Origin of the sequence: Lactococcus sp. S47 (assembly GCF_016517475.1) — a bacterium.
Classification (GTDB): Bacteria; Bacillota; Bacilli; order Lactobacillales; family Streptococcaceae; genus Lactococcus; species Lactococcus lactis.
Window position 1 is genome coordinate 38,308 of the sequence record NZ_JACVUB010000003.1, and the last position, 25,349, is coordinate 63,656.

General features: G+C 34.3%; 25 protein-coding genes. 14 read left to right on the forward strand and 11 right to left on the reverse strand.

Features of this window, described 5'->3' with window-relative positions:
• Window positions 1-289: 289 nt before the first annotated feature.
• The 3 genes from IAE52_RS03900 to ffh all read left to right on the forward strand — a co-directional run bounded on the left by IAE52_RS03900 (window position 290) and on the right by ffh (window position 6,886).
• On the forward strand, window positions 290-2,002 hold the full coding sequence (locus tag IAE52_RS03900; protein WP_003129410.1) for a ribonuclease J: 1,713 nt from the start codon (window positions 290-292) through the stop codon (window positions 2,000-2,002).
• Between the two features lie 48 nt (window positions 2,003-2,050).
• Window positions 2,051-5,251 carry a leucine-rich repeat domain-containing protein gene (locus IAE52_RS03905; RefSeq protein WP_109991090.1) on the forward strand — a complete coding sequence of 1,067 codons (3,201 nt, stop codon included), beginning with the start codon at window positions 2,051-2,053 and terminating at the stop codon, window positions 5,249-5,251.
• Window positions 5,252-5,329: 78 nt separating this feature from the next.
• Window positions 5,330-6,886 carry a signal recognition particle protein gene (ffh, locus tag IAE52_RS03910; protein WP_003129408.1) on the forward strand — a complete coding sequence of 519 codons (1,557 nt, stop codon included), beginning with the start codon at window positions 5,330-5,332 and terminating at the stop codon, window positions 6,884-6,886.
• A gap of 26 nt (window positions 6,887-6,912) precedes the next feature.
• Here the strand turns inward: ffh and IAE52_RS03915 are convergent, their stop codons facing one another.
• Window positions 6,913-7,455, reverse strand: a complete 543-nt coding sequence (locus tag IAE52_RS03915; protein WP_003129407.1) for a GNAT family N-acetyltransferase — start codon at window positions 7,453-7,455, stop codon at window positions 6,913-6,915.
• An 81-nt stretch (window positions 7,456-7,536) separates the two neighbouring features.
• Window positions 7,537-8,112: an NADPH-dependent F420 reductase gene (locus IAE52_RS03920; protein WP_003129406.1), complete on the reverse strand. Its 576-nt coding sequence runs from the start codon at window positions 8,110-8,112 to the stop codon at window positions 7,537-7,539.
• A gap of 172 nt (window positions 8,113-8,284) precedes the next feature.
• On the opposite strand from IAE52_RS03920, the gene IAE52_RS03925 reads away from it, so the two are divergent.
• The 6 genes from IAE52_RS03925 (at window position 8,285) to IAE52_RS03950 (ending at window position 13,344) form a co-directional block, all read left to right on the forward strand.
• Window positions 8,285-8,992, forward strand: a complete 708-nt coding sequence (locus tag IAE52_RS03925) for an AzlC family ABC transporter permease (RefSeq protein ID WP_010906060.1) — start codon at window positions 8,285-8,287, stop codon at window positions 8,990-8,992.
• Window positions 8,979-9,305 (forward strand): AzlD domain-containing protein, encoded by a 327-nt coding sequence (locus tag IAE52_RS03930; protein ID WP_033898654.1) that lies wholly within the window; start codon window positions 8,979-8,981, stop codon window positions 9,303-9,305. Before IAE52_RS03925 ends, IAE52_RS03930 begins: the two co-directional genes overlap by 14 nt.
• Before the next feature lie 126 nt (window positions 9,306-9,431).
• Complete coding sequence (locus IAE52_RS03935) at window positions 9,432-9,656, forward strand: DUF1858 domain-containing protein (RefSeq protein ID WP_012898217.1); 225 nt, start codon at window positions 9,432-9,434, stop codon at window positions 9,654-9,656.
• 14 nt (window positions 9,657-9,670) lie between these two features.
• Window positions 9,671-11,143, forward strand: a complete 1,473-nt coding sequence (locus IAE52_RS03940; protein WP_025017014.1) for a DUF438 domain-containing protein — start codon at window positions 9,671-9,673, stop codon at window positions 11,141-11,143.
• Window positions 11,144-11,278: 135 nt separating this feature from the next.
• Window positions 11,279-12,085 (forward strand): glutamate 5-kinase, encoded by an 807-nt coding sequence (gene proB, locus IAE52_RS03945; RefSeq protein ID WP_026138929.1) that lies wholly within the window; start codon window positions 11,279-11,281, stop codon window positions 12,083-12,085.
• A gap of 17 nt (window positions 12,086-12,102) precedes the next feature.
• Window positions 12,103-13,344 (forward strand): glutamate-5-semialdehyde dehydrogenase, encoded by a 1,242-nt coding sequence (locus IAE52_RS03950; RefSeq protein ID WP_033898651.1) that lies wholly within the window; start codon window positions 12,103-12,105, stop codon window positions 13,342-13,344.
• Window positions 13,345-13,426: 82 nt separating this feature from the next.
• Here the strand turns inward: IAE52_RS03950 and IAE52_RS03955 are convergent, their stop codons facing one another.
• Window positions 13,427-14,341: a cation diffusion facilitator family transporter gene (locus IAE52_RS03955; RefSeq protein WP_010906055.1), complete on the reverse strand. Its 915-nt coding sequence runs from the start codon at window positions 14,339-14,341 to the stop codon at window positions 13,427-13,429.
• Window positions 14,331-14,630, reverse strand: coding sequence for a helix-turn-helix transcriptional regulator (locus tag IAE52_RS03960; RefSeq protein WP_003129394.1), 300 nt, complete (start codon window positions 14,628-14,630; stop codon window positions 14,331-14,333). The genes IAE52_RS03955 and IAE52_RS03960 overlap by 11 nt, the downstream gene beginning before the upstream one ends.
• 95 nt (window positions 14,631-14,725) lie before the next feature.
• Here IAE52_RS03960 and IAE52_RS03965 point away from each other — a divergent pair, with 95 nt between their 5' ends.
• The 5 genes from IAE52_RS03965 (at window position 14,726) to IAE52_RS03985 (ending at window position 19,844) form a co-directional block, all read left to right on the forward strand.
• Window positions 14,726-15,424 (forward strand): M50 family metallopeptidase, encoded by a 699-nt coding sequence (locus IAE52_RS03965; protein WP_109991089.1) that lies wholly within the window; start codon window positions 14,726-14,728, stop codon window positions 15,422-15,424.
• A 260-nt stretch (window positions 15,425-15,684) separates the two neighbouring features.
• A complete protein-coding gene (gene pyrR, locus IAE52_RS03970; RefSeq protein ID WP_010906054.1) occupies window positions 15,685-16,206 on the forward strand; it encodes a bifunctional pyr operon transcriptional regulator/uracil phosphoribosyltransferase PyrR in 522 nt (173 codons plus the stop codon).
• A gap of 94 nt (window positions 16,207-16,300) precedes the next feature.
• Window positions 16,301-17,593, forward strand: a complete 1,293-nt coding sequence (locus IAE52_RS03975; protein WP_010906053.1) for a uracil-xanthine permease family protein — start codon at window positions 16,301-16,303, stop codon at window positions 17,591-17,593.
• A 182-nt stretch (window positions 17,594-17,775) separates the two neighbouring features.
• On the forward strand, window positions 17,776-18,708 hold the full coding sequence (locus IAE52_RS03980) for an aspartate carbamoyltransferase catalytic subunit (protein ID WP_033898645.1): 933 nt from the start codon (window positions 17,776-17,778) through the stop codon (window positions 18,706-18,708).
• Window positions 18,709-18,770: 62 nt separating this feature from the next.
• Window positions 18,771-19,844, forward strand: a complete 1,074-nt coding sequence (locus IAE52_RS03985) for a carbamoyl phosphate synthase small subunit (protein WP_015426754.1) — start codon at window positions 18,771-18,773, stop codon at window positions 19,842-19,844.
• Window positions 19,845-19,949: 105 nt separating this feature from the next.
• Here IAE52_RS03985 and IAE52_RS03990 read toward each other — a convergent pair whose 3' ends face one another.
• The 7 genes from IAE52_RS03990 to IAE52_RS04020 form a co-directional block, all read right to left on the reverse strand.
• Window positions 19,950-21,104 (reverse strand): tyrosine-type recombinase/integrase, encoded by a 1,155-nt coding sequence (locus IAE52_RS03990; protein WP_370568101.1) that lies wholly within the window; start codon window positions 21,102-21,104, stop codon window positions 19,950-19,952.
• 112 nt (window positions 21,105-21,216) lie between these two features.
• A complete protein-coding gene (locus IAE52_RS03995) occupies window positions 21,217-22,071 on the reverse strand; it encodes an Ltp family lipoprotein (RefSeq protein WP_200136666.1) in 855 nt (284 codons plus the stop codon).
• Window positions 22,072-22,177: 106 nt separating this feature from the next.
• On the reverse strand, window positions 22,178-23,236 hold the full coding sequence (locus IAE52_RS04000) for a type I restriction endonuclease (RefSeq protein WP_200136667.1): 1,059 nt from the start codon (window positions 23,234-23,236) through the stop codon (window positions 22,178-22,180).
• A gap of 79 nt (window positions 23,237-23,315) precedes the next feature.
• Window positions 23,316-23,516 (reverse strand): hypothetical protein, encoded by a 201-nt coding sequence (locus IAE52_RS04005; RefSeq protein WP_200136668.1) that lies wholly within the window; start codon window positions 23,514-23,516, stop codon window positions 23,316-23,318.
• A gap of 14 nt (window positions 23,517-23,530) precedes the next feature.
• Entirely contained in the window at window positions 23,531-24,118 is a 588-nt protein-coding gene (locus IAE52_RS04010; RefSeq protein ID WP_200136669.1) for a hypothetical protein, read from the reverse strand.
• Between the two features lie 10 nt (window positions 24,119-24,128).
• Window positions 24,129-24,674 carry a helix-turn-helix domain-containing protein gene (locus IAE52_RS04015; protein WP_058219287.1) on the reverse strand — a complete coding sequence of 182 codons (546 nt, stop codon included), beginning with the start codon at window positions 24,672-24,674 and terminating at the stop codon, window positions 24,129-24,131.
• Window positions 24,675-25,019: 345 nt separating this feature from the next.
• Window positions 25,020-25,295 (reverse strand): hypothetical protein, encoded by a 276-nt coding sequence (locus tag IAE52_RS04020; RefSeq protein ID WP_200136670.1) that lies wholly within the window; start codon window positions 25,293-25,295, stop codon window positions 25,020-25,022.
• Window positions 25,296-25,349: the final 54 nt, after the last annotated feature.

Consider the following 25,349-nt stretch of genomic DNA (forward strand, 5'->3'; position numbering starts at 1 on the left):
AAAAGTAAGACCCATAAAAAATGAAACTGACTTGCTTTTTTACTTGCTTTGGGTTAAACTTATATTAGTGTATTCTCGGTAGAGATTGGAATGCCAATCTCTTTTATTTTAATTCTAAGTAGAATTATCTTTTCAATATCGCTTGTCCCACTCGACCGATTTCGAGAGTGAATATGGCAAGGAAATTGCTAAAAACAGGACTGTAAATTTACTGACAGAATTTGTCAATAACTTACAGATTCTTTTTATATCGAAAAAATTATAAATTACACTGACAAGAAAGGTTTTTATGTCTAATATTAAAATCACTCCATTAGGTGGTGTGCGTGAATTTGGGAAGAACATGTATTTAGTTGAGGTTGAAGAGCAAATTTTTGTGCTTGATGCAGGACTTAAATATGCTGAAATGGATCAACTTGGTGTTGACTTTGTTATTCCTGATATTACATATCTTTTAGAAAATGCGGATCGTGTCGCAGGAATTTTCTTGACTCACGGACATGCTGATTCAATTGGGGCTTTGCCTTATATCGTTTCTGAATTAAAAGTTCCTGTTTTTGGTTCAGAATTAACAATCGAACTTGCAAAAATTAATGTCAAAAATTATGCTGACAGTCGCAAATTCAACGATTTTCATGTTGTAACTGAAGATACAGAAATTGATTTTGGTAAAGCCGTCATTTCATTCTTCTCAACAACACATACAATTCCAGAAAGCTTAGGAATTGTTATTTCTACAAATGACGGAAACATTGTTTATACAGGTGATTTCCGTTTTGATCCAGCTGTTGCAAAAGGCTATCGTACCAATATGCGCCGATTGGCTGAAATTGGAAATAGCGGAGTCCTTGCTTTACTTTCGTCATCACCAAACGCTTTGTCAACAATGCAATCTGCTAGCGAGCATGAAATTTATGAAAAAATTTATGACTATATTGATGACAACGAAGGACGGGTCATTATTGCTTGTAACGCAGGTAATTTAGGTCGAATTCAACAAACGATTGATGCTGCCATTAAACTTGGTCGTCGTGTTGCTTTTACAGGCGAAGATATGGACCAAATCATCGAAACAGCAACTCGTCTTAACAAATTACAAATTGTTGATAAAAAATCAATTATTAAACCAGCAGAAATTAAAAAATATGCTGATAATGAGTTAGTTATTTTAGAAACAGGACGAATGGGTGAACCACTTAAATCTCTTGGAGACATGGCTCATCGTCGTCATAAATACGTTAAAATTAAAGATGGAGATTTAGTACTTGCTGTTACAAGTCCATCTGTCTCTTATGAAACAACAATTGCTCGTATTGAAAATGAAATCTATAAAGCTGGCGGAGTCATGAAAATGTTGGCTTCAGATTTGAAAATATCTGGTCACGCGAATGCTCGTGATTTGCAATTCTTACTTGATATCTTCCGTCCAAAAAATTTGATTCCAATCCAAGGGGAGTATCGTGAACTTAGTGCCCATGCTGATTTAGCAATGGAAATGGACATTTTACCAGAACATATCTTTATCGCTAAACGTGGCGAAACAGTCAGTTTGGAAAATGGAGACATGATCCCATCTGGTGTTATTCAAGCTGAAAATGTTATGATTGACGGTTCAGGAGTTGGAGATATCGGTTCAGTTGTTTTACGTGACCGTAAAGTGCTATCAGAAGATGGTATTTTCATTGCCGTTATCACAATTTCTAAGACTGAGCGTAAAATCGTCAGCAAATCTCGTGTTCACACTCGTGGTTTTGTTTATGTTAAAACTTCACGTGATCTGATGCGTGAAGCTGGTGAGTTGGTCAACGAAACTGTTGATAAATATCTTTCTGGAAAAGAATTTGATTGGGCAGAAATCAAAGGTTCTATCCGTGATGCTCTTGGAAAATTTTTATACGAGCAAACAAAACGTAAACCAGTGATTCTTCCAGTAGTTATGGAAGCACGTCAACCTCAAGATTTAAATAAACGTTACACTAAAAAAAATCATAATAAAAAATAAAAGTTACAAAACCTCCATTTTTTCGTATAGAAAGTTAGGAGGTTTTTTATGTCTCAAAAATCGATAAAGAAAATAACGATGACTGTTGGAGTAGGATTACTGACAGCCACTCTTAATCCCACATTTTTGAATCATCAGTTGCTGACAGAATTACCGGTGGAGGCCACGACAGGTAAAATTACATATACTGATGAGCAAAAAATTACTTACAACCTTGATAAAGTTTCACTGACAGCTGAAGTTGCCTCCTATGCTGGCTTAGCGGGAGCTGATATTGTAATTCCAGATATCATTGTAAATAACGGTCAAACCTATGCAATAACATCAATTGGAACTTATGCATTTTCAAATAGTGGAATTCGTTCGGTTATTATCGGAAATAATGTTGTAGATATTAATACGAGTGCCTTTCAAACAACAACAGCTTTTCCTGACTATTATAAGAAATCACTGACAAAAGTAATTTTAGGAGCAAAAGTCCAAAATATAAAAACAGATGCTTTTGCTGGAAACGCCATAAGTAGTATAGAATTTCCAAATTCTGTCCTAAAGATTGCGACAAGAGCTTTTGCAAATAATAATTTAACAGAACTTTCATTGGGTTCAAATATCACAGAAATTATGGCCAAAGCCTTTCAAAGTAACCAAATCACTACAATAGAATTTGCTGATGAATCATTGACAATAGTAGATTCAGCGGCCTTTTCTGGGAGTCCCGTTCAAAGCTTGACTTTGGGAATTGGAGTGACTTTGGCTGATGACGTATTCAATAAAACGAGTCCTTTATTTGGTCAGTTATCAGATTTACCGACAGATGGAATTCGGACAATTTCTGTCAATTCTAGTGGTCTTTTTGATAAAAGTTGGATAAATTCTGACAGTTCACAATCGACTTCTGTGAGTACAGAAAATGCAGATACAACCCTTGTCTCTTCTTCCAATTCAGTAGAGCAAGTTGATGTTGCCAGTTCAGAATCGACACAAGAGGCAAATTCGGCTTCACTCTATCCAATATCTGAAGCGAGTAGTGTTACAGATAATACTTTAAATTCAATCTCTTCTTTAGATAGTAGTATTTCTAGCTCACAAACAGAGAATAGTCAGTCAGGAGCTTCCAGTACAGCAGAAATCAGTTATGATTCAGAAAACTCAAATAGTTTGTCTTCTTCAAACCAAATCAATTCCAATTCAAATAGTGAAAAGGATTCAAACCAATCCTCATTAGGTTCGAGTATGTCCTCTAACGAAGAAAGTGAGCATTCTAATTCTTCCAATATCAACGAAACGAATAATAGTTCAGAAATAACCAATATTTTACCATCATCAAATCCGACTGAAAGTAATTCAGTATCAGATCAAACAAGTTCTGAAGCTTCAACCAATTCAAATAGTAGTATCAGTTTATCCCCCTCAAACATAAGTTCAACTTCTGATTCAGAATCAGCAACTAATTCGTCAGATTTTTCTAATGTAGCAGAAGTAGCTAATAATTCCTTAGCTTCCGTAAACAATAGTTCAAGTTCAGTTTTATCCAGTACAAGCACAGCAGATAATTTAGGAATAAATCAATCTGGTTCTGATAATCTTACAAAGGATAGCTCGGAAATATCTACTTCAGGAGCCTTTTTGTCTTCAAATCAAACAAGTTCTGAAGCTTCAACCAATTCAAATAGTAGTATCAGTTTATTCCCCTCAAACATAAGTTCGACTTCTGTTTTGGAATCAACAACTAGTTCGTCAAATTTCTCTAATGTAGCAGAAGTAGCTAATAATTCCTTAGCCTCCGTAAACAATAATTTAAGTTCAGTTTTATCCAGTACAAGCACAGTTGATAATTTAGGAATAAATCAATCTAGTTCTGATAATCTTACAAAGGATAGCACGGAAATATCTACTTCAGGAGCCGTTTCGACTTCAAATCAAACAAGTTCTGAAGTTTCAAGCAATTCAATGAGCAGTATAAATTCACCATCATCAAGTATGAGTTTAACTTCCAACTCAGAATTAGCAACTAATCAGTCTAATTCTTCCGAAGCAACAAAAGTAGATAATAATTCATCAACTCATTCTTCAGATCTTTTAAATAGTGATTCAAATGATAGTTTAGGTTCAGATTCTTCAAACCTTAGTAGTATCCCTAATTTGGAAACGAATCAAACTATTTCGTCCAGACCAAGTGAAGTAAATAATATATCAGAAAATCCTAAGAAAGTTTCTTCTTCAAATTCAGTTCAAGAAAACTCAACAGACCATGAGATGTCTACTAACCCAAAAAGTAGCATAAGTTCACCTGTCAGCACAACTTCTAGCTCACAACCAAAAGAGAGTCAGTCGAATCTACTGAATACAATAGTAGGAATCAACAATCCGATAACTTTTAATAATTCGTCATCAGAAAATTTTGCTGCCTCTAATCTAACTAGTTATTCAAATAATAACTCAGAATCATCAGAAACAGGATGTTTATATATATCTAATGAGGCACAAAGAGACAATAGTTCAGAGGTTTCTCATAGTTTGCCATCTTCAAATTCAAATGAAAACAACGTGTCTTCAATACAATCACAAGCAATTTTAGAAAGCTCTAAAAGCTCAACAAATAAGAGAAGTTCATCATTATCAATTATAAACTCAACTTCTCACCCACAAAATGAAGATAATCAGTCAAATTCTTCTGATGAAGTAAAATCAAATAATAATATAGAGTCAATTTTAGGTCAATTAAATTCCATAAGTAACAAAACTCACGTCAATTCTCTGACTAGCCAAAAACTATCAGTAATTTACACCTTACCAAGCAAATCAAAAGTGACGAATGAAAAAAATGAAAATTCAAATACAGTAAGCGAAGAAAAACTGATCAAAACTCCTCAAAAAAATGATGAAAGTCAAAATTTAGGACAAATAACTGCTCTTGACTTATCTTTTAACAAAGAAGTAGAGACTATGGAAGATTCTAAAACAGTTCCAGATAAAGTTCTAGATAATGAAAATGGTGATCGGAGTCAAAATAATAAAACGAGTACTATTGCTAAAGATAAAAATAAAGTTTTTTTTAAAAGGTCTGAATTTAATTCTAAAATACTTGATAGCGACAATAATATTTTAAAGAAAACTGTTCTTTTAAAAAAACATGGTCTTATAAGTGACAATCTTCTCATTGGACTAATAACAATTTTAGGAGCTTGTTTTATTTTCATATTTATATTATTTAAAAAGAAAAAAAGAGTGAAAAAAGATATCGACTAGAACTTTTGATGTATTCAATTTTAGCTAAAGAAATGTTATAATGAAGTAATTGTAAAAAATAGAATTGGATTATAAAATATGGCATTTGAAAACTTAACTGAACGCTTACAAAACGTTTTTAAAAATCTACGTGGAAAGAAAAAAATTACTGAGACAGACGTCACAGAAATTACAAAAGAAATCCGAGTTGCTCTCCTTGAAGCCGACGTTGCTCTCCCAGTTGTCAAGAAATTTATTAAGGCAATCCGTGAACGAGCTGTCGGTGTTGAAGTATCAGAAGCATTAAACCCAGCTCAACAAGTAATTAAAATTGTTGATGAAGAATTAACAGCTATTTTGGGTGGTGGCGAAGCTGAATTACTTAAATCTCCTAAAATTCCAACAATTATCATGATGGTTGGGTTGCAAGGGGCAGGTAAAACAACTTTTGCTGGTAAACTTGCCAAAAAACTCAAAGAAGAGCAAAATGCTCGCCCTTTAATGATTGCAGCCGACGTTTATCGTCCAGCAGCGATTGACCAATTAAAAACCTTAGGTGAACAGCTTGAAATTCCTGTCTATGATGAAGGAACTGCTGAAAAACCAGTTAATATTGTTCGTAATGGTCTCTTAAAAGCTCAAGAAGAACGTAAAGACTATGTTTTGATTGATACTGCAGGTCGTCTTGAAATTGACGACACTTTAATGAACGAATTGCAAGAGATTAAAGCACTTGCTGAACCAACTGAAATTTTGCTTGTTGTTGATGCAATGACTGGTCAAGTTGCAGCACAAGTTGCCAAGACTTTTGATGAAAAATTGGACATTACAGGTGTGATTATCACTAAACTTGATGGTGATACACGTGGTGGTGCGGCATTATCAATCCGTGAAATTACAGGAAAACCAATTAAATTTACAGGGACTGGTGAAAAATTAACAGACCTTGAAGTTTTCTATCCTGATCGAATGAGTTCACGAATTCTTGGAATGGGTGATATGCTCACCTTAATTGAGAAGGCTCAAGCAAATTATGACGAAGAACAATCAGCAAAACTCGCTGAAAAAATGGCTGAAAACCGTTTTGATTATGAGGACTTTGTTGAACAACTTGATCAAGTGACAAATATGGGACCAATGGAAGATATTATGAAAATGATTCCAGGAATGTCACAAATGCCTGGTTTAGATAAGGTTAAAGTTGATCCTAAGGATGTTGCCAGAAAACGAGCAATGGTCTTGTCAATGACACCGGCAGAACGTCATTTAGAGGCTGAACTGTCACCAGCCCGTCGTCGTCGGATTGCCGCAGGTTCTGGAAATTCATTTATTGAAGTAAATAAATTCATTAAGCAATTCAATCAGTCCAAAGAAATGATGCAAGGAATCATGAATGGTGATATGAATGCTATGATGCAAAAAATGATGGGTGGAGCCGGTGGACAAATGCCGAATATGCCTGCAGGTTCTGGAATGCCCGATATGTCATCTTTGGGTGATTTACAAGGGATGATGGGCAATGGTTCAGCAAATGGGATGCCCGATATGAGTTCTATGTTTGGTGGTGGTTTAAAAGGTAAAGCAACTGAGTTTGCTATGAAACAAGCCATGAAACGTGCTCAAAAGAAAATGAAAAAAGGTAAGAAAAAACGCTAAATAAAAACAGGAGTTCTCCTGTTTTTTTATTTAACCGCTTTTTCTCTTTGAGTATATTCGGATTTAAGAATCCCCATAAAGTAGCTATCATGATATCTACCGCCAGCAAAGAATTGTTCCTTAATCGTTCCTTCAATTTTGAAACCCAATTTTTTATAGATATGAACAGCAGGAGCATTATCAATATCTACCCATAAATAAACTTTATGCATATTTAGAGTATTGAAAGCATAGTCAACACCTGTTTTTAACGCTTTTTGAGCGTAGCCTTTTCCAGAAAAACCTGAAATGATAATGATTTGAATTTCGCAGGTACGATGAATGTAATCAATAGACATAAGTTCCACAATTCCAATAAAAGTATCATTGGCTTCAATTACAAAGCGACGTTCAGTATTATCATGGATATGTTTATCATAAAGACTGGTTAACTCGTCTAGTGATTCATAAGGTTCTTCAAACCATAGCCGCATTGTTTCAGCTTTATTATTGATGATATGAATATTTTTTAAATCTGTCCGTTCCAATGCTCTGATTTTCATTGTTGGTTCATTTGTTAATGTAGTCATTATTCTACTCCTTGATGATATTTATTTATAAAATAAAAAGCCTTGTTATTTAATTATAACAAGACTTAAATTTTTAAGCGACTATTTGAAAATTCCAAAACCACCGTCCCAAGAAATTTTTTCAGAAGCAGCTAAAGTAATTTGCAGAAAACCAATAGCTTCCAGTTCGCGAGCCCTTTTTAGTGAACCAGCGTCTAATAGACTCAAACCACTATTTTCAAGAGCTTTAATAATGGTCTCTTTTGCTTCCTGACTATCACTAGCGAGTAAAACTGTTGTTTGATGTTCATTTGCCACTTTTTTTGTTGCCAATGTATCGGAAAAAGTCGTATTAAAAGCCTTAACAATCATTGAATTTGGGAGTTGTTTAGCAATGAGAGCCGCAGCAGAAGTATCCGAAGGCACTAATAGACTATCAAATGTTGTGAAATCAACGGGATTTGTAATATCGATAATTATTTTTCCTTGTAAATCAGTCGAATATTCTTGGATGATTCCAGCAATTGCGACATAGGGAACAGCTAAAACAACAATTTCACCCAATTCTGTTTTAGATGAGTTTGATAAGATATAGTTGACTTTATTACCAGATGAACTAAAATTATCACCGATTGCTTTTCCCATTTTTCCTTTACCAAAAATACTAATTGTTGCCATAGTCTTCCTCCTCTAAGATTGATATTGTTATTAATTTGATTATATCATTGAAAAAATGAAATCTATAGCAATATACCTTGCAAAAATCAAGTGATTAATAAATTTTTATTGACAGTTAGTTAATATTTATGTGATAATGGTTAGATATAATCTTTTAGGGAGTGAGGGGAATATGAATTCGGAATTAACTTTTAAACAAGGCTTGAAAGATACAATGCCGACAGTTTTTGGATATATTGGGATAGGAATTGCGTTTGGGATGATAGGGCACAGCGAGGGGTTTAGCGTTTGGGTAATTTTATTACTCTCATTGATTGTTTACGCTGGTTCAGCACAATTTATCATGGTTAGTATGCTAGCAACTCATAGTCCTATTATGTCAATAGTATTAAGTGTATTTTTAGTTAATTCACGAATTATTTTAATGAGCATGACGACGGCTTCATATTTTAAAAATGAAAGTTTACTGAAAAATATTTTACTTGGGACATTATTGACCGATGAAAGTTTTGCTTTAGGAATGAATAAACAAAATTATACTGAGGGTAAACTGAATTTTTCTTGGTTTAATGCATCAAATTTACTAGCCTATTTAGTTTGGGCATTAGCCAGTGCTATTGGAGCTCTATTAGGGAATTTACTAGCAAATCCAGAAAAATTAGGTTTGGGATTCGCAGTTATCGCAATGTTTATTGGCTTACTTTATTTGCAACTTATTAGTGATAAAACTTTGGGTTTAATGCTACAGTTAGTCATGGTTGGAATTACCTTGGTTCTATTTTATTTTGGTTTGATATTTTTGCCAAGCAACTTGTTAGTTTTATTTGTTACTTTAATTGCTTGTGCTTTAGGTGTGGGGGTAAAACGTGTCTTCTTTTGAATTTATATCATTAACAATTATTGGATGCGCTATTGTAACTTGGATTTCAAGAGTTCTACCTTTTATTTTATTAAAAAAAATGAGTTTGCCTCAAATAGTTGTGGAATATTTAAGTTTTGTGCCGGTAGTTATTATGTCAGCCTTATGGATTTCAAATCTTTTTATTCAACATTTAGGTCATTTACCATCGGTTAACTGGAATAATTTACTTGCTTCAATTCCAACGGTTTTAGCAGCTATTTTGACAAAAAACTTATTAGTTATTGTGCTTGTGGGAGTATTTTCACTAGCCTTCATTCAAATTATTTATTAATAATTCATGAGAATCTATAGTTTATAGATTCTTTTTTTATCTTTTAATGAGACTAATATTTTGTTAGAATAAGATAAGATGTCAAAGTTTTTTTACAAAATTTTGACATTTGAAAAGGAGATTAGAATGATTCAACTGGATATAAATGCTAAACTTTATGATTTAGCAACAGAACACCCTGAAATTATTGATTTAATGGATGGTTTGGGTTTTCATGAGATAAAAATGCCTGGAATGCTACAGACTGCTGGAAGGATGGCGACAATTCCAATGGGAGCAAAAATGAAACATATCGATTGGGATAAAATTGTTATTGCTTTTGCTGAGGCTGGTTTTGAGTTTTCAAAGTAGAAGGTGGAAGAATAATGACAAATATGAATAAATCGACTACAATTGAGCGCCAAAAAAGAATTGTTGAAATATTGACACTCTTACACGAAGGGGGGACGTTTGAGGACGCCAAAAAAATTTTTAATGAAGAATTTGATGGTGTAGATGTTTCGGAAATAACTGGTGCTGAAAAGGCATTGATCCAAGGGGGGCTCAATCCCTCTGAAATTCAAAAATTATGTAATGTTCATGCAGCTGTCTTTAAAGGGGCTATTACAGATATTCATAAATCATCTTTAGAAGAAAATACTCCAGGACATCCTATTCATACAATGAAACTTGAAAATCAAGTGATTACATCGCTATTAAATGATGAAATTCGGTGGGTTTTTTCAAAGATTGAAAAAGGAGATTGGTCTTATAAAGAACGTTTACTTGCAGCGGTTATTGATTTGTATAATATTGACAAACATTATGCTAGAAAAGAAACTTTAATTTTTTCTTTTATGGAAAAATATGGAATCACAGCGCCACCAAAAGTTATGTGGGGTGTAGATGATAGTGTTCGTGAGATGATTAAAGAAGTAATTGTTTATTTAAAAACAGATAAAACAGCTTTGAACCCATTACGTGAAATGCTAGAAAATTTACTGACGGAAATTGAAGAAATGATTTTTAAAGAAGAAGCAATTATGATTCCAATGTGCTTGGATGTCTTTTCTTTAAAAGATTGGGAACAAATAGAGGAGGATTCTAAAGAGATTGGCTATGCATTCATTGCGGAACCTTTAAAATGGAAAGCTTCTAAAGAGTCAATTGAAAAGGAAAAAGAGCATGAACCTCAAAGATTGGCGGCGATTGAATCTGCTAAAGCAATGACAGAGGCTATTGCTAAGGAATCTGGTTTAGAAGTAAGCAAACCTAAAAGAGTTAAGCGGCAATATGATTGGGAAAAAGTTACAAGTGAGGGAGTGGTTGTTTTGCCAACTGGCATGTTACACCTCAATGAGTTGACGGCTTTGTTTAATGTTTTACCGGTTGATCTAAGTTTTGTTGATAAAGAAGATATCGTTCGCTTTTTCTCGGGAGGAGAACGAATTTTTCCACGAGCTAAATCTGTAATTGGTCGACGTGTTATTGATTGCCACCCGCCAAAATCAATGGCGGTAGTAGAAAAAATCCTAGAAGATTTTAAATCTGGAACACGCGATCAAGCTGATTTTTGGATTGATTTACATCGTTTTAATAAGAAAATTTATATTCGATATTTTGCAATGCGTGATGAAGAAACAGGAGAATATCTGGGCTGTTTAGAAGTTTCGCAGGATATTACATCCATTCAAAATTTGGTGGGAGAGAAACGATTAGATGGTCATGAAAAAACAACTTCTGAATATGAAAATCAAGTGGCTAAATCAATAAAAAAGTCTACTGACGGAGCTGTCAGAGGGGAAATGCCTGATTTTGTTAAGAAGATGTTAGCTGAAAAAGAGACAAAAAATAGCTAGTGGGGTATGGAAAATAAAAAGTGCTCAAAAGCACTTTTTTTATAAAATTCTAGTTGTAGAATAAAATAATAAAAAGTAGAAATTTAATCATTTTACTCTCGTATTTGTTGAAATATCTTGCTATAATAAATGATTATGACAAGAAAAAATATTTTGAGTGTTAAACGAATTGTAGTTAAGATTGGAACGAGTTCGTTGATTTTGCCAAATGGAAAAATAAATTTATCAAATATAGACGAGTTGGCTTTTGTTTTATCTGATTTGAATAATAAAGGTTATGAAGTGATTTTGGTGACTTCTGGAGCGATTGGAGTTGGCTTGAATGTGCTTGGTATAGATAAACGTCCCAAAGGGATTGCTGACCAGCAGGCTTTGGCTTCAATCGGTCAGGTTGAATTGATGAGTCTTTATACGCAAATGTTTCGTCGTTATTCGCAAAAAGTTTCTCAGTTACTTTTGACACGTGATGTGACTGATTTTCCAACGAGTCGTGAGAATGCTGAAAATGCACTAAATGCGTTACTTGGGCTTGGAATTATTCCAATTATTAATGAAAATGATGCTATTGCGGTTGATGAAATGGATCATCAAACAAAATTTGGTGATAATGATAAATTGGGAGCGATTGTTTCTAAATTAGTGAATGCTGATTTATTGATTATGCTGTCAGATATTGATGGACTTTTTGATAAAAATCCAACGATTTATGATGATGCGAAAATTTTTAATGAAATTCATGAAATTACTGATGAATTACGTCAAATGGCTGGTGGTGCCGGTTCGCGTTTTGGAACTGGCGGGATGACTTCAAAATTGGCGGCTGCACAGATTTTATTTGAAAATGGTCAAGAAATGGTTCTGACCAATGGCGAACGGATTCGAGAGATTAAAGAAATTATCGAAGGACGTGAGATTGGGACTTATTTTCATCAAAAATCTTGAGAAAGAAGGATAAAACGATGATTGAAGAACTTGGATTAAAGGTTAAAAAGGCGAGCAAAGAAGTAGCAATGCTAGCAACTGCTGACAAAAATGTTTTTTTGCAAAATTTAGCTGACAGCCTTATCGAAAATACTGACAGAATTATTTCTGAGAATGAAAAAGATTTGGCTAACGCTCTGGAACATGGAATTTCTGAGATTATGGTTGACCGTTTGCGTCTAAATGCGCAAAGAATTTCTGATATGGCAACAGGGTTGAGACAAGTTGCAGAACTTCCTGACCCAATTGGGCAAGTATTGCAAGGTTTCACTAATCTTGATGGACTTAAGATTTTGCAAAAAAGAGTGCCACTTGGCACTGTTGGAATGATTTTTGAAAGTCGTCCAAATGTGACTATCGATGCTTTTTCTCTTTGTTTTAAAACAGGAAATTCTGTTTTGTTACGCGGTGGGTCTGACGCGATTTATTCTAATATGGTTTTAGTTGAAATTATTAAGGAAAATTTGCTGTCAGCAAAAATTACTGACGGAGCAGTTGAATTGTTATCTGACACAAGTCATGCTGAAGCAGAAAAAATGATGCAGGCAGATAAATTTTTAGATGTTCTGATTCCGCGAGGGTCAGCGCGATTGATTAACCGTGTCAAAGAAAAAGCAACGGTTCCTGTTATTGAAACTGGGGTGGGTAATTGTACAATTTTTGTTGATGAATCTGCTGATTTAGAAATGGCGACAAAAATTGTGATAAATGCCAAAACACAGCGTCCTAGTGTTTGCAATGCAGCCGAAAGTTTAGTGGTTCACGCAAAAATTGCTGACGAATTTTTACCAAAGTTGGAAAATGAAATCAATAAAGTTCATGAAATTGAATTTCGTGCTGACGAGCGTGCGCTGAAAGTTCTGTCAGCTGGAATTCCTGCAACTGACGATGATTTTGGGACAGAATTTTTAGATTATATTCTGTCAGTAAAAACGGTTGATAATTTGGATGAAGCAATTGAGCACATTAATGCTTATTCAAGTCGTCATTCAGAAAGCATTGTCACTCATGATTATTTCAATGCGCAAAAATTTCAAGATGAAATTGATGCGGCAGCCGTTTATGTCAATGCGTCTACAAGATTTACTGACGGTTTTGTATTTGGCTTAGGTGCTGAAATTGGCATTTCAACTCAAAAACTTCATGCCAGAGGGCCAATGGGCTTAGAGGCTCTAACCTCAACAAAATATCTGATTGATGGCACAGGACAAATTCGTTAAAAATAATAAAAGACTCGGCTTATAAAAAGTCGAGTCTTTTAATTCATCAGTAATTTTATAAATTGATAAGTTCTGTCAGTAATTAAATTTCATATTGAACATGTTTTTTATGTTCGTCAGTAGTTTCATCAAGTTCAATGGCTGAGCGACAAACTTTCTCACTTTCTAAAAGCTTACGAACAGCGATTTTTGCATCTGAGAAATCTTGATTTTCGGGAATCACAATATGAATCATTGCTGCATTTTGCTCACCGTCAATTGACCAAATGATAAGTTGTGTGACAGCAAGTACTTCAGGAAGTTGTTCAAGGGCTCTTAGAAGATTTTTGTAATCAATATCTTCGGGGACTGATTCAAGAAGAATACGTAAAGTTCCCCAGAATTTTGGAATGGCTTTGGATAAGATGAACAAAGCAATTAGAATAGAAAGAAGTGGGTCGAGCCAGTACCATTTTACAAAATGAAGGACGATTGAAACAATGAGGACTCCCAGCCAACCTAAAACGTCTTCGAGCGCGTGAAGATTTAAAATACTTTCATTTCGTGAGGAACCACGAGCCAAAAGCCATGCACCAAAACCATTGGCGACAATTGCAAAAATAGCCAAACCAAGCATACCTGTTGCTTCTACAGGTTGAGGGTTGAAAAATCTAGGAACGGCTTCGAAAAGCACAATGAAACTCCCCGTAATTAAAATGACACTTGTGAGTGAGGCGCCGAGTAAACTAAAACGTTGATAACCAAAAGAGAAGTGTTTGTCTTCTCGTTTTTTAGAGAATTTTTGGAAAAACCAGGCTAAACCGATAGCAACGGCATCTCCTGTGTCATGGACGGCATCAGATAAAATAGCCGTAGAATTAAAGAGCACCCCAAAAATAAATTCTAAAATCGCAAAGAAGAGGTTTAAAGCAAAAACGATTGTGACGTTTTGTGAGACAAGTTTATCCAGATGATTATGGTCATGCTCGCTTTTTATTTGTTTATTTTTAAGGCTCATGATTTCCTCCCTCTTGTTCATCTAAATGTTCTGCAACATCTTTCAAAAGATGTAAAATATGGCGGTCATAGATACTGTAAGTGACCGTTTTTCCAATTTTTTCATTCGTTAAAATCCGTGCATTTTTTAAAAGTTTTAGTTGTTGACTGACAAGAGATTGAGAAAGTTGTGTTTTTTCAACAATCTCATTTACGGTTAGGTTATCAGTGGCTAGGCTGGAAATAATTTTTAAACGTCCGTCGTTAGAGAAAAGTTTAAAAAATTCAGCAATATCTTTTTCGTTAATCATATTATTATATTATAATTTTATAATATATTTGTCAAGCTTTCTTTAAATATTTTATTTTAAGTTATTTTTGTTATGATAAACTGAAAGGAGAAGTTTTGCAAGATTTTATCCAATATATTTATTCTGCCTTTGAAAGAATCGCAGACTTTAGTGACCAGCAAAAAATAATTTTATTAGGTTTGATTTGTGGGCTTTTAATAGCTATCTTTCTTTATCCCTTATTAAGAATTTTAGTGACGCTTTTACATGAATTTGGTCATGCTCTGGCGGCGAAAATTACTTTTGGTAAAGTTTATAGAATTCATCTTAATCATGATAGTTCCGGCCTCACCCAAACAAGTGGTGGTGGGAGAAGCTTCTTTGTTTTATTGATGGGCTATCCAATGCCTTTACTTTTTGGCTGTCTCTTTAGCTGGTTTTTGATTATCAATCATCCAGAATTCATTCTTATAAGTCTGTTGATAGTCAGCCTTTCTGTTCTCATCGTCATTAAAAATTGGTATGGCTTTTTGATTTGTTTGCTAGGAATTTTAATTACAGGGGCTTTGCTTTATTTTGGTCAAATTCAGATTTTTAATTTTATGGGTGGAGCTTTAATTGGTTTTCTGACTTTAGGGGCATTTATTGACCTTAGAGTAATTTTTCATAAAAATGAAGAACTTTCTGATGCAGATTTACTCCATGAGAAATTTCAAATAATCCCTGCTTTTGTTTGGAAATTAATTTTTCTTTTAATGATGTCATCTTGTCTATTTTTGATTATAATCACTTTCAAGACTTTATTCTCTAAATAAAAAATAATTTTTGACAAGTGGCGAGAACTTTGCTATAATCTATCTAACCTTTAAGATTGTCCAGAGAGGCAGGCAAGGTCAGAAATTAATAATGTAATAATATGATGGATACTGTCCATTTTCTGATACCTACCTGCATTCTCTTTTGAGTGCAGGTTTTTTGTATGTTAATGGACAACTTAGAAATGGAAGCTAAATCGCTAAATGAAAGATTTGTTAGTTTACTGACCAATTGATCATCAAGAATGAAAGGAGCCACAATGGCTAGAAAAGAAATTATTGACGAAATCACAATGAAACGTGCAATTACACGTATCACTTACGAGATTATTGAACGTAATAAAGAGCTGGACAAATTGGTTTTGATTGGGATTAAAACACGTGGTGTTTATTTAGCAAAAAGAATCCAAGAACGTTTGCAACAATTAGAAGGTTTGGAAATTCCTTTTGGTGAGTTGGATACACGTCCATTCCGTGATGACAAACAAGCTCAAGAAGACACGACAGAAATTGACATCGATATTACAGGAAAAGATGTCATTCTTGTCGATGATGTGCTCTACACAGGTCGGACAATCCGTGCGGCAATTGATGGAATTGTAAAACTCGGTCGTCCAGCTCGTGTTCAATTGGCTGTATTAGTTGACCGTGGACATCGTGAATTGCCAATTCGTGCAGACTACGTTGGGAAAAATATTCCAACAGGTCGTGATGAAGAAATCATTGTTCAAATGTCTGAACACGATGGCAATGACAGTATTTTAATTAAACGTGAAGATTAAAAAATTTCTGTCAGTAATTTAAAGTAAAAAATATGCTGTCAGTTACTGACGAAAGAATTAACAAATATTCAACTTAGAGTTTTAGGAGAAAAAAGTGCACGATAATGATATTATCTTAAAAGTTGATGAGAAACCAGCTGCAAGTCAGTGGTTTGGTCTCTCATTTCAACATTTGTTTGCCATGTTTGGCTCAACGGTTTTGGTGCCAATTTTAGTTGGGATTAACCCAGCCATTGCCCTCTTGAGTTCTGGACTTGGTACACTTGCACACATGAGTGTTACAAAATTTAAAGTGCCAGCTTACATGGGTTCAAGCTTTGCCTATATTGGTGCGATGACTTTACTGATGAAAAATGGTGGAATGCCAGCCATTGCTCAAGGGGCAATGACCGGTGGATTGGTTTACCTGATTGTCGCTTTAATTGTAAAATTTGCAGGTAAAGGCTGGATTGACAAAGTTTTACCGCCAATCGTCGTTGGGCCAATCGTTATGGTCATTGGATTATCACTTGCTCCAACAGCAATTAATGATGCCATGTACACGGACGTTGCAAATTTAAAAGGATACAGTTTAGCTTATATCATTATTGCCCTCATCACTGTGTTATCTATTGTCATTTACAGTATCTATGGCAAAGGATTTCTGTCAGTTGTTCCAATTTTACTTGGAATCATCACAGGATATGTTGCAGCAATGATTATTGGTAAGATTACAGGGATGAACATTGTTTCATTTACTGGAATCTCACATGCTAAGTGGCTGACCATTCCACCAATGGAAATTCCATTTGCCAATTACAAGTGGGCCTTCTATCCGTCAGCAATTTTGACAATGGCACCGATTGCTTTTGTCACAATGACTGAGCATTTTGGCCACATTATGGTTTTGAATTCATTAACTAAAAAAGATTACTTTAAAGAACCAGGATTAGAAAAAACATTAACTGGTGACGGTCTAGCTCAAATCATCGCCGGATTTATTGGTGCACCGCCGGTGACCTCTTACGGTGAAAATATTGGAGTTATGGCAATTACAAAAATTCATTCGATTTATGTTATTGCTGGAGCTGCCGTTCTTGCTATCGTTGTCTCATTCATTGGGAAAATTACAGCACTCTTGCAATCAATTCCAGCACCCGTCATCGGGGGAGCATCAATTGCCCTTTTTGGAGTAATTGCAGCTTCTGGTTTGAAAATTTTAGTTGAAAATAAAGTTAATTTTGATATCAAACGAAACTTACTAATCAGCTCAGTTGTTCTTGTTATCGGGATTGGTGGAATGATTATTAATATCACTCAAAATTTACAAATTTCATCAGTAGCCATTGCAACAATTCTCGGAATTGTTTTAAATCTTGTCTTGCCAAAAGATCCTAGCGAAATTTAAAAGATTCAAAATTACTGACAGAATCGTCAGTAATTAAAAAAGTGAACTTATAACTGATAGAAATCCTATCGAGATTTCCATCAGTAGATAAAAATTTTGTCAGTTTACTGACAAAACAATCAAATATATTGTCAATAAAACTGTTGTGACAGAGAGCACACAGTCAGGGTAAAGGAGACCTCATGTCAGTAAAAAATGGATTAGTTCAACTCGAAAACCTCACAAGTATGGAAAAATTGAGTGTTGATGAAGTCATGGGACTTATCAAAAGAGCCTCAGCTTTCAAAGCAGGAACAGCAGAATTTGATTTAGAAAAACAAACTTTTGCTTCAAATCTTTTCTTTGAAAATTCTACAAGAACGCACCATAGTTTCCATATTGCTGAGCGTAAATTAGGCTTAGATGTTCTTGAATTTGATGCGCAAGCAAGCTCAATTAGTAAAGGAGAAACTCTTTACGATACCGTCTTAACACTTGATGCACTTGGCGTTGATATCTGTGTTATACGTTCAGGAGTAGAACATTACTATGAAGAATTAGTGAATTCAGATAATATTCATTGTGCGATTGTTAACGGTGGAGATGGTTCAGGGCAACATCCAAGTCAATGTTTACTTGACTTGATGACCATTTATGAAGAATTTGGCAAATTTGAAGGTTTAAAAATCGCAATTTCCGGAGATTTAACCCATTCACGTGTCGCCAAATCTAATATGATGATGCTCCAAAAATTAGGAGCTAGACTTTACTTTACAGGCCCAGCAGCATGGTATAGTGAAGAATTTGATGATTACGGTCATTATGCCAACCTAGACCGAATTTTGCCAGAACTTGACGTTCATATGCTCTTACGCGTTCAACACGAACGTCATGATAGTGGCGAAAGCTTTTCTAAAGAAGGCTACCATAATCATTTTGGACTGACAGAAGAACGAGCAAAAATGTTGAAACCAACAGCCATTATCATGCACCCAGCTCCAGTCAATCGGGATGTTGAAATTGCTGACAACCTTGTTGAAAGCCCACAAAGTCGGATTGTTCAACAAATGAGCAATGGTGTTTATACGCGAATGGCAATTCTTGAAGCAATTCTTGCTGGAAAAAAAGCTAAATAATTCAAAGCGCTGACAACAAGAAAAAATAATTGCTAAAGCAAAATTCAAAGGAAATATTTATTATGAGCAAAAGACTTTTAATTTTAGAAGACGGAACCATTTTTGAGGGAGAATCCCTTGGGGCAAACTTGGATGTTACAGGTGAACTTGTCTTTAATACAGGAATGACAGGCTATCAAGAATCAATCACTGACCAATCATATAACGGACAAATTTTGACTTTCACTTATCCAATTGTTGGAAATTATGGCGTCAATCGAGATGATTATGAATCAATTCATCCAACCTGTAAAGCCGTAGTTGTTCATGAAGCAGCTCGCCGTCCTTCGAACTGGCGGATGCAAATGTCTTTTGATGAATTTTTAAAAGCAAAAAATATTCCTGGAATTACAGGTGTGGATACTCGAGCGATTACTAAAATTGTTCGAGAACACGGCACTATGAAGGCCTCACTTGTACAAGCAAGAGATGAAGTAGAGCATCAAATGAGCCAACTTCAAGCGACAGTATTACCAACAAATCAAGTTGAAACAAGTAGTACGACGACCGCTTATCCATCACCAAATACAGGCAGAAAAGTTGTCGTTGTTGACTTTGGCTTGAAACACAGTATCTTACGTGAACTTTCAAAACGGGAATGTAATCTCACCGTTGTCCCATACAACACCAGTGCTAAAGAAATTTTGGAAATGGAACCTGATGGTGTTATGTTGACTAATGGCCCTGGTGACCCAACAGATGTACCAGAAGCAATTGAAATGATTAAAGAAATTCAAGGTAAAATTCCGATTTTCGGTATTTGCTTAGGTCATCAATTATTTAGTCTTGCAAATGGAGCAAAAACCTACAAAATGAAATTTGGACACCGTGGATTTAACCATGCCGTTCGTGAAATTGCAACAGGACGAATTGACTTCACCTCACAAAATCATGGATATGCCGTTTCATCAGAAAACTTACCTGAAGACCTAATGATTACCCATGTTGAAATCAATGACGACTCAGTTGAAGGAGTACGTCACAAACACTTCCCAGCTTTTTCAGTCCAATTTCACCCAGACGCAGCTCCTGGACCTCACGATGCCAGCTATCTTTTTGATGATTTCATGGATCTCATGGATAACTTCAAAAAATAGAGTGTTGATATAACTGATTTTATAAGCATTAATGTTTAGTAGATTTGGTAAAAGTAGCAAAAAAGTAGCAAAAATAAAAAACCTGTTTTATAGCAGGTTCTTTTTTTATAAATTATTAAGTGCATCAACAATATCCTTTTTTGCCTTTTTAGTAACGTGATTATATATTTTAAGAGTTACTTTTGCATCAGAATGTCCAACTCTTTCCATGATAGATTTTAATGGCATACCGAGTTCTGAGAGAAGTGAAACATGAGAATGCCTAAAAATATGAGATGAAATTTCTTTGTCGATATGATTCGCTTTTGCAGCTTCTTTTAATTTTAAATTAAATGAGTTCAATACTAATGGATTTCCTCTACTGGATAAGAAAATATAGTCATCATCTTCAGCAGAGAAATGAATTAAATCGAACTGTTTTCTCTCTTCAATTATTTCTATGGCCCTATCTGGTAAGTCAACTACACGGAAACTGGTAGAAGTCTTAGGCGATGTTTTTTCTGCTTCTGTAATACTTCGCATAAAGCTATCAAGCGTTCCCTCAACTCTTATCGAACCGTCATGATAGTTATTCCACTTTAAAGCTTGAAGCTCTCCATATCGCAAACCAGTAAGCCATAGGAACTCTGACATCCTAGAATGAAGCAAACACCTTTTTTTGTTAGCTAAATATGATATTATTTTTTCAGCTTCATCTCGTTCAAGGTATTTGTTTTCTATCTTTTCACGTTGTTTATTTTTATCCTCTATCTTAAGAGGTATTTCAGTGTCTTTTACAGGATTATTTGATAAATATTTTCGACTGATTGCAAATTTAAAAATTGTTGAAAGCAAGGCTCGAATTTGACTAGTGTAATTATAAGAGTATGTCCCAAATGTGTACATTTCATCAATGAGTTTAGTTATCAGTTTTCCATCTATATTTTTTATAAGCATATCATCAGAGATTATTGTATGTATCTTCTTTAAATTACCGTCAACTTGTTTCCAAGTTTTTCTCTTATTTTTTGCCTGATAATAAGGGAACCATTCATTGAGAAGTTCGCCGAAAGTTATATTTTTTTGAGCTGAGTCAGTAGTAGTGATATCCTCTATTTTTTCAGATAAGAGTTTTATCGCTTGTTTCTTAGCTTGTGGTGTATCTTTTTCTAACGTTACGCTTGCAGTCTTTGTTTTCTCAGAATATGGGTCAATATATCTCTCACAATATTTAAATTTGCCATTTTTTAGATTAACTATCCACATTTGATTTTTACTCACTTTCTTGCTAAAATTGAGTACAGTAAAAGACCTTCGTTTGAAGTGTTTATACTGTATTTGAGATTAAATCCGCCCTTGCCGTCCAAAGTTAGGGCGGATTTTTTTATATATGTTATTTATTAATGTTTGCTATTGCATATTCAGCTTCAGTTGAGGTGAATTGTTCATAAATTAATTGTTCCCTTAGACCAGCATCAGAAAAAGAATCATAGCTCAAATAATCTTGGGCTTTTTTTAACGCCTGAATATTCCAATCAGTCTTTATATTATCAATTGCGTATTGAGCAGCAGCATCAGGATATCCTTCGTATAAGAGTTGTTCTTTAAGACCCAATTTTGAAAATGCGGTGTAACTTAGGTAGTCCTCTCCTTTGTTAAGTGCATCCTTATATTCTCTAGGAATTGCCGCTTCTCGGGCCGCGGCTTCATCAGCTGCTTTTCTTGCTGCATCCTCTTTTGCTTTAGAGTCAGCCGTGGCTTTTTCTCTTGCTGCGGCATCGGCTTTTGCTTTAGAATCAGCTGTTGCCTTTTCTTTTGCCTCAGTCTCAGCTTTAGCTTTAGCTTCGGCTTCTTTTTTCTTAATTACTTCAGGGTTTTGTTTGATAGTAATTTCCTTAGTAGTTTTACCATTTTTATTTTTTGCAGTTATTTCAACTGTATCTTGATCATTTGCTTCGTCTAGTTCATATTTTAAAGTAAAATTACCATCTTTATCAGAGGTCTCTTTATCACCGATAATACCATAGCCAATTTGTACTTTGGTATTTGGTGTTGTTTTACCAGTGATTTCAGCAGTTTTTGAACTATCTGCGACAACGGACTCAGGAATTTCAAGCGTAGGTTTATTACTTGATTCGGTTGTGCTCTTTTCACTGCTATTCTTTGACTCCGAATTACTACCTGCTGAACACGCAGCTAATGAAATAGCGGTAAGCACAGTTACTCCAATAAGTGCTATTTTTTTCATAAATTTTCTCCTAATCTAGCTTTTAATGAGATTCAAGATATTACTCGTAGTTTTGTGAGTTCAATCCGGCCCGATCGTTTGTCAAACTTGGGCGGCTTTTTTTATTTTAATTATAATTTTCTATAGCCGTTTTAATTTGATCTTGATATCCTGCTATATCTAGTGGGGAAGAGATTTCAAAAGTTCCGATATCGCGGATTTCAATTAGATTTTTCGTTGCTTTTTGGTAGAATCTAAATACCCATTTACGGCTGTTATCATCAATTAATATCCCGAAATATCTCTTTGTATCACGATAATATAAACGTGATGGATCAATAAAATCTTTGGTTGTTACTTTGAATACAGTAAAGGCTTCAAGTTCTTCAGGAGTGGTAATAATTCCATTGTCATCAGAAACTACTTCAGTTATTTCTTCAACTTCATCAACAGTTTTTGTTTCTACACTTGTATTTAATGCTGCTGAAAGTTTTTCATTTACCCTCTCAGTAATAAACTGATTAAATCCTTTTTTTATGATAGGAGTAAATTTTTCAAGTGTACTTTTTGTTTTTATTCCGTCGTATATTTGTGATACGAGATATGCTACAAAAGTCTCTGAAGGATCGTTCAAATTATCTGTCAAAAATCCTTTTAGGTTATTAAGGTATTTTAATTCAGCAGCTGAAGACGTGATTTTATCAACATCGAAATTTTCTTTGTGGAATTTGGCCAATTCTAAAAATTGATTATCCTTAATATTAGTAAGGTCCACAGTCAAAAAAGGTGTCGAATCCATTTTATTTTGTTCATCAAGGTCTGTATAAAAACGATATTCTTTACCGTTTGTTAGAAGACCAAATTTTGAGCTTGTAGTACCAAAGTAACGGAATAATTGTGAATCATGATTTGTTAAATTTTCATTTATAGACTTACATTCAATTAGTATTTGTGGTGCACCATCAATTACCATCGCATAGTCTACTTTTTCACCTTTTTTAATCCCAACATCTGCGGTGAACTCAGGAACAAATTCTAGAGGATTAAAGACATCATATCCCAACGTTTGAAAAAAAGGCATAATGAAGGCATTTTTTGTTTGTTCTTCATTGGTTATGCTTGGTGCAAGAGTTTCAATGCGTGTGCCAAGTGACTTCAACGCATCTTTTAATTTGCTTACTTCCATAAGTTTCTCCTACCAGTATAGTGATGGTGCACATTATTTCCCTAGCTTTTATTGAGGATCTGGGTATTGCTCGTTATTTTTATTTAAATAGGTTCCAAAGCGAAAAAGTTGTTTTCTTATAAACTTTGTTATAAGCAGCTTTTTTCGGATTTTTAATACAACCCATGCCTTTTTTTCCATATCCAGGAATAAGTGCTTTTTTTACTTTTCGTTTATATTTTGCAGTTGTTCTAGCTTTAAAACTTTTTGCTAGGCTAGGCTTTCTCATTCCAAATTTCATAGTTTCTCCTAAAATTAAACAGTGCCCAATAATTGCTGGAATTCTGTTTCAGCCATATTATAGAAATTATGACTTAGATGATAACGATCCAAAAATTGATAAATATTAACAGATTCAATTACATCAAAATAACTAATGTAATCTACAATATAATCATGCATTTCTTGCTTATTGATACTAACTTTTATTTCATCTTCAAAAATTTCAGTAATAGCTTCATGCATTTCTATATATTCATTCTTGACTATTGATTCTGCCAATTCAAAAGGTGCATCTGTTGTATTTACAAACACATTGAAATATTCGTAGCTCCCCCCGTTAGCTTCAAATATTTCCCAAAGAAGTAGAACGGCTTCACGATTTGCTCTAACTTCTTGAGGGTTAGTAGCGTCAAAGTAATCTCCACGATGATTATCTTTATTTAGGATATGTATTAATTCATGAGCGACCTCAAAAGGGGAAGCTTCATTAGAATTGAAAATCATTATCTTATTATCAACATTAACGGCTGCGGGAACTTGAAAAAATTCAACATCAACAATCTTAAACCCACATTTTTCAATTTCCTTTAGGAGATATTCTAAAAGCTCCTGTCTGCTCATAGAAACCTCCTTATTTGTCTTCCAATTGCTTTCCAAGGGCTTGTTTCATAGCTTCCTTAACTTCATCAGTCAACGGCTTACCATCAAACGAAACCCATTTGTCCCAATCAACTTTACTATCATCTACTAAATCGGCAAGGTCAATGCCATGTTTTTGTTGTTCAGTTTTAATAGATACAATCTTTGCCTGTTCTTTTTTCTGTTCTTCTAATTGAGAAGAAGCAGTATCAAGGACTATTTTCTGACGTGGCTCGTCAAGTTCTGAACTAATTTGAGTTATTTTAGATAAAACTGAAGATTGACCAGGTGATTTAATATTATTTATCAACTGATATTCAGAGTCAATATCAGTTTTTTGAACTCCAAAAAAATCAGCTAATTTTTGTATTACTCCAAAAGAAGGAGCGCTTCTTAAGTTGATATAATCACTCAATGTTGAAGGAGTAATTCCAATATTCTCAGCGAGTTCTTTTTGAGTGATCCCTCGTTCCTTCCTATATTTTGTAATATTAGAAGAAATAGCTTGCATTCTTTGTTTGTTTATTTCTTTTTTCATAAATATATTATACGAAAAAAAATACGAAAAAACAACAAAAAATACGAAAAAAAGAAATTTTGTTCTTGACAATACGAAAAAAACGTATTATAATTAACTCATAAAGTCAAACAAGCGAACGAACAAAACTGTTGCGGAGCTTCTGTGAATGTAGTTACACGTTGTATTCAACTCAGCGTAAGTAGCGAGTTTGGCAAATAAAAAGCCCCAGAGGGGCGGAAAGGAATATAATATGGATAAAAAAGAAATTGAAAGTATATTTACAGGATTAAGCTTTAAATATCCGCCAATTTCTAAAGAAGATTATACCCTTCTTTACGATGACTATGTAAGAAGATGTTCGCTTTAATAGTCAAATTTATCAAGTTCATTGGTAGCTCTTTGTTCGTTCGCTATTATTCCAACAAATTCAACGATGAATAAACGTAATTGATCTGCTTCTGGAATTAATAAAGAGTATAATTCATCAACTGAATTTATATCCGTTTTAATAGCAATCGAATCTGGAAACAATTGAACCCAATAATCTGGAGAAATCTTTTCTAACTTAGTCCTTATGGATTTATGTAATGAATTGTTTGGTTCATTGCTATATTCAAACGATACTAAATATTTTTTCAAACTTTATACCTCCTTTCTATAGTAATAAGCAAATACCGTAAATATCTGCTCATA